Below are 6,646 nucleotides of genomic sequence, written 5' to 3'. Positions count from 1 at the left end.
TAGTTCTTAATGCACTATTACTTACTGTACCTCATGCACCTCGAAAATGCTGTAAGTTTTTTCCGCAGCTTTGATAATTACTTCACATATAGTAGTTTTACCTGCTCCTGTTGATAGCAACTCTTTAGTTTCGATTACATTTCGAGACCTATTAGCAATAGTTTTAGAAACATTAAAGTCGTTTATTAAGTTAAAAAGATGGCAAATAGCTGTCGTCTTTCCTTGACCAATAGTACCTATAAAAGCAATTTTATATTTTTCTATACTAAGAATTCTTTCTATTTCATCTAATCGTTCTAACTTAGATTTCAGGTTATTAATGCAAATATGATTAGGTATATTAATTTCAGAATTACCTGAGATTTTTTTAATTTCCTTCTTCAAATCTTGTTTTAAGGATGCAATCTCTTCTTGCCATGTTATCGTCAACATACTGTTTACCCTGTTTCGATGCCTACTTACTTGATATTTACAGTATGCCCATTATGGTTGAATATCTAACAACAGCCTCATAACACTACCAACCCCTTATCTGGCAACCCTTTAGCCACTTACCGATGAGCAAAGCGATCGCTAATTTTAGCTGAGTTAGAGGTTCTGGTAGAAATACATAACGGCTGCACAAACTAAGTCCGTCTGCGTGGACTCCAGCAAGTTGAAACCCGCAGAGGTGGGTTTTGTCTGTATAGCTGCGATTTCTAATTGCCAGTAATAGGGTATTTTACTGGCAGTTAAGGAATAAATGGTTTTAAAATGGTGCAATCTTAAAATATTTAGGGGTGCAGCTATGTCGCTACGCAATGAGCCTTTAGATTGGCAACTTGAAACGAATAATCCTTATATCCCAGTTTATCATCAAGGTGATTTGGTGGGATTTTTTAAACCAGAATATGCCAGTGAAATTATTAAGTTTTTAAATGAAGAAGAAGTTTTAAAGAAAGCTCTAAAAATGGCTTGTACTGATTTAATTAAAAAAATCGGCGGCGATACCAGGAAGGTCAATTATTTAATGGAAAAATATGTAAAAACTAGTGAACGTCCGAAGTATGGAACTAGAGCGATCGCAGTTTTACTTTATGATAGGCAAAAAGAGCTTGACTTGAGTAACCAGGAGTTTGTTAAATTCTGCGACACCTTTAAATTATCCCCTACCGAACTGAATAATATTTATGCAGGACAAGCATTTGATGATAGTTTATTAGCGCCCCTTTCACGTATATTAGGGATGGCAAAAGAGCAATTGCTGAAAGTGCGAGATGGTTCTGAAGAATAAAGTAACACATGAACAGCAAATCAAAATCTTCAATTGATATAAAATTATGAAAACAGACATCATCTTTTATCGGCTGTTTCAATAATTCCCTGATATCTTCTTTGAACTTATTGGTAATCCTCCAGAATCAGCTAGCCTTTATCAATTTTCATTAGTTGAAATCAAACAAACAGCCTTCAGAATCGATGGTGTGTTTCTACCTACACAAGGAACTGAGAACCAGATTTACTTTGTTGAAGTGCAATTTCAAGCCGATGGGAAAATTCATTCACGGCTATTTGCAGGAATATGTTTATACCTACGTCAGAATCAACCATTAAATAACTGAGGTGCTGTGGTTTTATACCCAAATAGGAATGTAGATACAGGCGATATCAAACATTACCGTGAGTTTTTCACAAACCAGGGTGTCAGGCGCATTTATTTGGATGAATTAGGTAAGGCTGCATGCATCACTTCCAATTGGCATTGCAACTGCTAAATTAGTAATTGCAACCAACGATATAGTGATCGCACAAGCAAGGGAGTTGATAGACAGAACCAAGTCCAAGATAAACTCACCATCAAAATAGCAGCAATTATTACAATTTATAGAGACTATTTTGGCTTACAAGTTTCCTGCAATGAGTAGGGAGGAGATGGAGCCAATGTATAGCTTAAGCGAGTTAAAGCAAACCAGATTTTATCAGGAAGCCTTTTAGGAAGGTGTCGAACAAGGCATTGAACAAGGTGAGGTTAAAGGGAAACTAAAAGCAGTACCAGCAATGGTGGTAGCAGGGTTAACTGTAGAACAAGTAGCGGAGGCGTTAGATTTGAGTGTCGAAGAAGTTAGACAAGTAACATAAAGCTAGCCTTAAGATAGATGTGGTAAATTTTACTCGTGGCTCAAGCCAAATTTGGTTTGCGGCTTCCAGACTTTCTCACGACGAATTTATAGTTAATTTTTGTTAATATTAGAGGCGGTGTTAGTACTTCGTCCTCAACCACCCACTCCCTACCTGAGAGAAACTTAATGCTACGACTAGAACATATAAGTAAAATTTATCCCACAGGCGAAGTTCTCAAAGATATCAACTGGGAAGTTAAACCAGGCGATCGCATTGGCTTAGTCGGTGTCAACGGTGCTGGAAAATCTACCCAACTCAAAATCATCTCTGGGGAAATTGAACCCACCGCAGGCGAAATTATCCGTCCTAATAGCTTACACATAGCCTACCTCAACCAAGAGTTTGAAGTAGACCCCACCCGCACTGTTAGAGAAGAATTTTGGACTGTCTTTAAAGAAGCGAACGAAGTACAGTTATCTCTGGCGCATGTGCCGCAAGAGATGGAAACGGCTAGCTCAGAGGAACTGGATCGACTGATCGACAAGTTGGATCGCTTGCAGCGCAAATTTGAAGCTTTGGATGGCTACAACTTAGATGCACGCATCGGGAAAATTTTACCAGAGATGGGGTTTGGGCTAGAAGATGGCGATCGCCTCGTCAGCGCCTTCAGTGGTGGTTGGCAAATGCGGATGAGTTTGGGTAAAATCCTCCTGCAAAAACCCGACTTGTTGCTGCTGGATGAACCGACTAACCACCTAGATTTGGAAACCATTGAGTGGTTGGAAAATTACCTCAGAGGGCTGGTTACGCCGATGGTAATAGTCTCTCATGACCGGGAGTTCCTTGACCGCCTCTGCACCCAAATTGTGGAAACTGAACGTGGCGTTTCCAGTACCTACCTTGGTAACTACTCAGCATATTTGGAACAAAAAGCCGAAAGTCAATCAGCACAGCTTAGTGCTTACGAACGCCAGCAAAAAGAATTAGAGAAACAGCAAACCTTTGTTGATAGATTCCGCGCCAGTGCTACCCGCAGTACCCAGGCAAAAAGCCGGGAAAAGCAACTCGAAAAAATTGAGCGCATTGAAGCACCCATTGCAGGGGTAAGAACTCTACACTTCCGTTTTCCGCCTGCACCTCGCAGTGGACGCGAAGTAGTGGACATTAAAGATTTAACTCATCTTTATGGTGATAAAATCTTGTTTTTGGCAGCAAATCTGCTAATTGAAAGAGGCGATCGCATTGCTTTTCTTGGTCCCAATGGTGCTGGAAAATCTACCCTTCTGCGCGTAATTATGGGTATGGAACAACCCACAGAAGGTATTGTTCAATTAGGGGATCATAACGTTATTCCCGGTTACTTTGAGCAAAATCAAGCTGAAGCCTTAGACTTGAAAAAAACTGTCATGGAAACTATCCATGATGAAGTTCCAGACTGGGATAATCAAGAAGTCCGCACGCTTTTAGGACGCTTCTTATTCACTGGTGACACAGTATTTAAGGCAGTTGGGGCATTAAGTGGAGGAGAAAAAGCTCGTCTGGCTTTGGCAAAAATGCTCTTACGTCCCGCGAACTTACTAATTTTAGATGAGCCGACAAACCACCTAGATATTCCAGCTAAAGAAATGCTGGAAGAGGCGCTACAAAACTATGATGGCACGGCAATTGTAGTCTCTCATGACCGCTACTTTATTTCTCAAGTAGCGAATAAAATCGTCGAAATTCGTGATGGAGAATTCCGCGTTTATTTAGGAGATTATCATTACTATCTCCAGAAAATTGCCGAAGAAAAAGAACAGGCAAAGTTAGCTGCAATAGAAGCCGAAAAAGCAGCGAAAAAAGCTGCTAAAGCTGCTAAAGCTTCTACAAAAAGGAAATGAAAAACTAGAAAAGGACTTAGTAGTAGCGCGAAAATGCTACTACTAAGTAACAACTCCTTATTAAGGTTTAAAAACATCACAGGAAAATTACTAAAATTAAAAAAATATTTTAAAAGACTGCAAGTCCTTCATAAAAGAATCTAATAAGCAAATCTTTCCTTGCGGCGTGGATTAGCAGTGGTATCATTCGGTTATCAGAAAGCAAGAAAGCTTTTTAAGCCATTTCTGGTTAAGTATTTATACTGTATTGTGCTACTACAACATAGCTATTCTCAAGCTAGGATTCTCTAGCTGAAAGTTTTCGGTATGTTAAAAAGCTGCCCTTTAGTTTCCAGCTTCCAGGTAGGTTATTAAACACTACTGACTTAAAGTGGTCTTTAGAAGATGGCAGCCTATTTGTAGGGCTAGCCTTTCTTAAGCTGCTGGGTAGTTCGCAGCTACCTTGCAGACTTTCAAAAAACCTACTTTTTCAAAAATCAAATGAACAAACAATTTAAAACTAACATAGAAGTGCAGCCAAAGGACATTTCAATACACTGGTATCAAGAACGTTCCCGACAAGGCAGTGCAAGTTTTAACCTAGCTATTAGCCTAGCAACAGCAACTACTATACTTGGCGTTGTAACTGCTGTATCAGTTTGCTTGGGCAATGTATCGGCAGCCGCAGCGACAACGGCTGTTGGACTTACCTCTGGAGTTGTAAGCAAAATGTTTTTCAACTTCTGTGATAATGCAAACAAGAGACTCGATGAGACTGCTAAAGAGCTTTTAGAAGATAATTAAATGTTCCTTTTTGGTTTGGTCATTTTTGTATGCTGCTAAAGTTACTGCAAAACAAGAATGATTTACTTAGTCTAAAAGTAGCAATTGCTACTCATGAATTAATCAATAATTTAAAAATCATAAAATACACAAGATTTAACAAGCTTAAGAAAAATCCAAGAAAACTATAAAGTCATTAATAAAAGAATTTAATAAGCATATCTCTTCTTGCGGCGTGGATTAGCAGTGGTATCATTCGGGTATTACAAAAAGTAAAGGGCAATTTTACTATGACCAAAGCACCTGTTGCTCCTGTGGTGCTAGTCATTTTAGACGGATGGGGCTACTGCGAGGAAAGGCGAGGAAACGCTATTGTTGCTGCTAAAACTCCAGTAGTGGACAGTTTATGGGCAGCTTACCCGCATACCCTCATCCACACTTCAGGAAAAGCCGTAGGGTTGCCAGACGGTCAAATGGGCAACTCGGAAGTTGGTCATTTGAACATTGGTGCTGGGCGAGTGGTACCGCAAGAACTTGTACGCATCTCCGATGCAGTCGAAGACGGTTCTATTGCCTTAAACCCAGCACTTGTCAAAATTTGCCAGGAAGTTCGTTCTCGGAATAGCAAGCTGCATCTAGTCGGGCTTTGTTCTGAGGGAGGGGTACATTCGCATATCACCCATCTATTCGGACTACTTGACTTAGCCAAAAACCAGCGAATTCCAGAAGTTTGTATTCACGCTATCACCGATGGTCGTGACACCGCCCCAACTGACGGTGTAAGAACAATCGCACTGCTACAAGATTATATAGACCGCATAGGAATTGGGCGCATAGTTACCCTCAGCGGTCGCTACTACGCGATGGATCGCGATCACCGCTGGGATCGGGTCAAACGCGCCTACGACATGATGATACAAGATAGTGTCGGTAATGGTCTCAAGGCTGTGGAAGTCTTGCAAGCATCTTACGACCAAGGGATAAAAGATGAATTTGTCAACCCAATCCGAATTGCTCCCGGCGCAATACAACCAGGGGATGGGGTGATATTTTTCAACTTCCGCCCCGATCGCTCTAGACAACTGACTCAGGCTTTGGTCAGTCCTACGTTTAAAGGTTTTGAAAGACAGCAAATCACACCGTTGTCCTTTGTCACCTTTACACAGTATGATTCAGACTTACCCGTGGCTGTAGCCTTTGAGCCTCAGAATCTCAGTAACATTCTGGGAGAAGTTATAGCCAATCATAGTTTGAATCAGTTCCGCACCGCCGAAACAGAAAAATACGCCCACGTCACCTATTTCTTTAATGGGGGTCTGGAGGAACCTTTTGCTGGAGAAGATCGAGAACTGGTAAGCAGCCCGATGGTAGCGACTTACGATCACGCCCCAGCGATGTCAGCAGCAGCAGTTACAAATGTAGCGATCGCTGCGATTCAAAAGGGTATATATTCTCTAGTTGTGATTAACTATGCCAACCCAGACATGGTAGGGCATACTGGTCAAATCGACGCTACCATTACAGCAATTGAAACAGTCGATCGCTGTTTGGGTCGCCTATTAGAGGGCGTTATTAAAGCTGGTGGTACAACAATTATTACTGCCGACCACGGTAACGCTGAGTATATGCTAGATAATCAGGGTAATCCCTGGACAGCTCACACGACTAATCCAGTCCCCTTAATCTTGGTGGAAGGAGAGAAAGTCAAAATCCCTGGATATGGTACGAATGTCGAACTGCGAAGCGATGGCAAGCTATCCGACATCGCGCCTACGATTCTAGAGATTTTACAGCTGCCTCAGCCACCAGAAATGACCGGGCGATCGCTGCTGAAAACAGCAGAATATGAGCTGCAACGCACTCGCACCCCCGTACAAGTGGGACTGTAAAACAGTTAAGAGTGA

5 protein-coding genes and 1 pseudogene are annotated in these 6,646 nt (G+C 41.3%); 5 read left to right on the top strand and 1 reads right to left on the bottom strand.

Annotated elements, in window-relative coordinates:
• Nucleotides 1–21: 21 nt before the first annotated feature.
• Entirely contained in the window at nucleotides 22–432 is a 411-nt protein-coding gene (locus ACFE90_RS16115; RefSeq protein WP_375502170.1) for a hypothetical protein, read from the bottom strand.
• A 355-nt stretch (nucleotides 433–787) separates the two neighbouring features.
• On the opposite strand from ACFE90_RS16115, the gene ACFE90_RS16110 reads away from it, so the two are divergent.
• From ACFE90_RS16110 to gpmI, 5 genes and pseudogenes are all read left to right on the top strand, one after another.
• Nucleotides 788–1,273: a hypothetical protein gene (locus tag ACFE90_RS16110; protein ID WP_375502168.1), complete on the top strand. Its 486-nt coding sequence runs from the start codon at nucleotides 788–790 to the stop codon at nucleotides 1,271–1,273.
• A gap of 94 nt (nucleotides 1,274–1,367) precedes the next feature.
• A pseudogene (locus tag ACFE90_RS16105) lies at nucleotides 1,368–2,118 on the top strand (Rpn family recombination-promoting nuclease/putative transposase).
• Between the two features lie 167 nt (nucleotides 2,119–2,285).
• On the top strand, nucleotides 2,286–3,980 hold the full coding sequence (locus tag ACFE90_RS16100; RefSeq protein WP_375502166.1) for an ABC-F family ATP-binding cassette domain-containing protein: 1,695 nt from the start codon (nucleotides 2,286–2,288) through the stop codon (nucleotides 3,978–3,980).
• Nucleotides 3,981–4,460: 480 nt separating this feature from the next.
• Nucleotides 4,461–4,763: a hypothetical protein gene (locus tag ACFE90_RS16095; protein ID WP_375502164.1), complete on the top strand. Its 303-nt coding sequence runs from the start codon at nucleotides 4,461–4,463 to the stop codon at nucleotides 4,761–4,763.
• A gap of 269 nt (nucleotides 4,764–5,032) precedes the next feature.
• Nucleotides 5,033–6,631 (top strand): 2,3-bisphosphoglycerate-independent phosphoglycerate mutase, encoded by a 1,599-nt coding sequence (gene gpmI, locus ACFE90_RS16090; RefSeq protein ID WP_375502162.1) that lies wholly within the window; start codon nucleotides 5,033–5,035, stop codon nucleotides 6,629–6,631.
• Nucleotides 6,632–6,646: the final 15 nt, after the last annotated feature.

The organism is uncultured Nostoc sp., from assembly GCF_964245445.1.
Classification (GTDB): domain Bacteria; phylum Cyanobacteriota; class Cyanobacteriia; order Cyanobacteriales; family Nostocaceae; genus Nostoc.
Note: the sequence above shows the minus strand (reverse complement) of the source record. Positions and strands in the feature narration are given on the sequence as shown.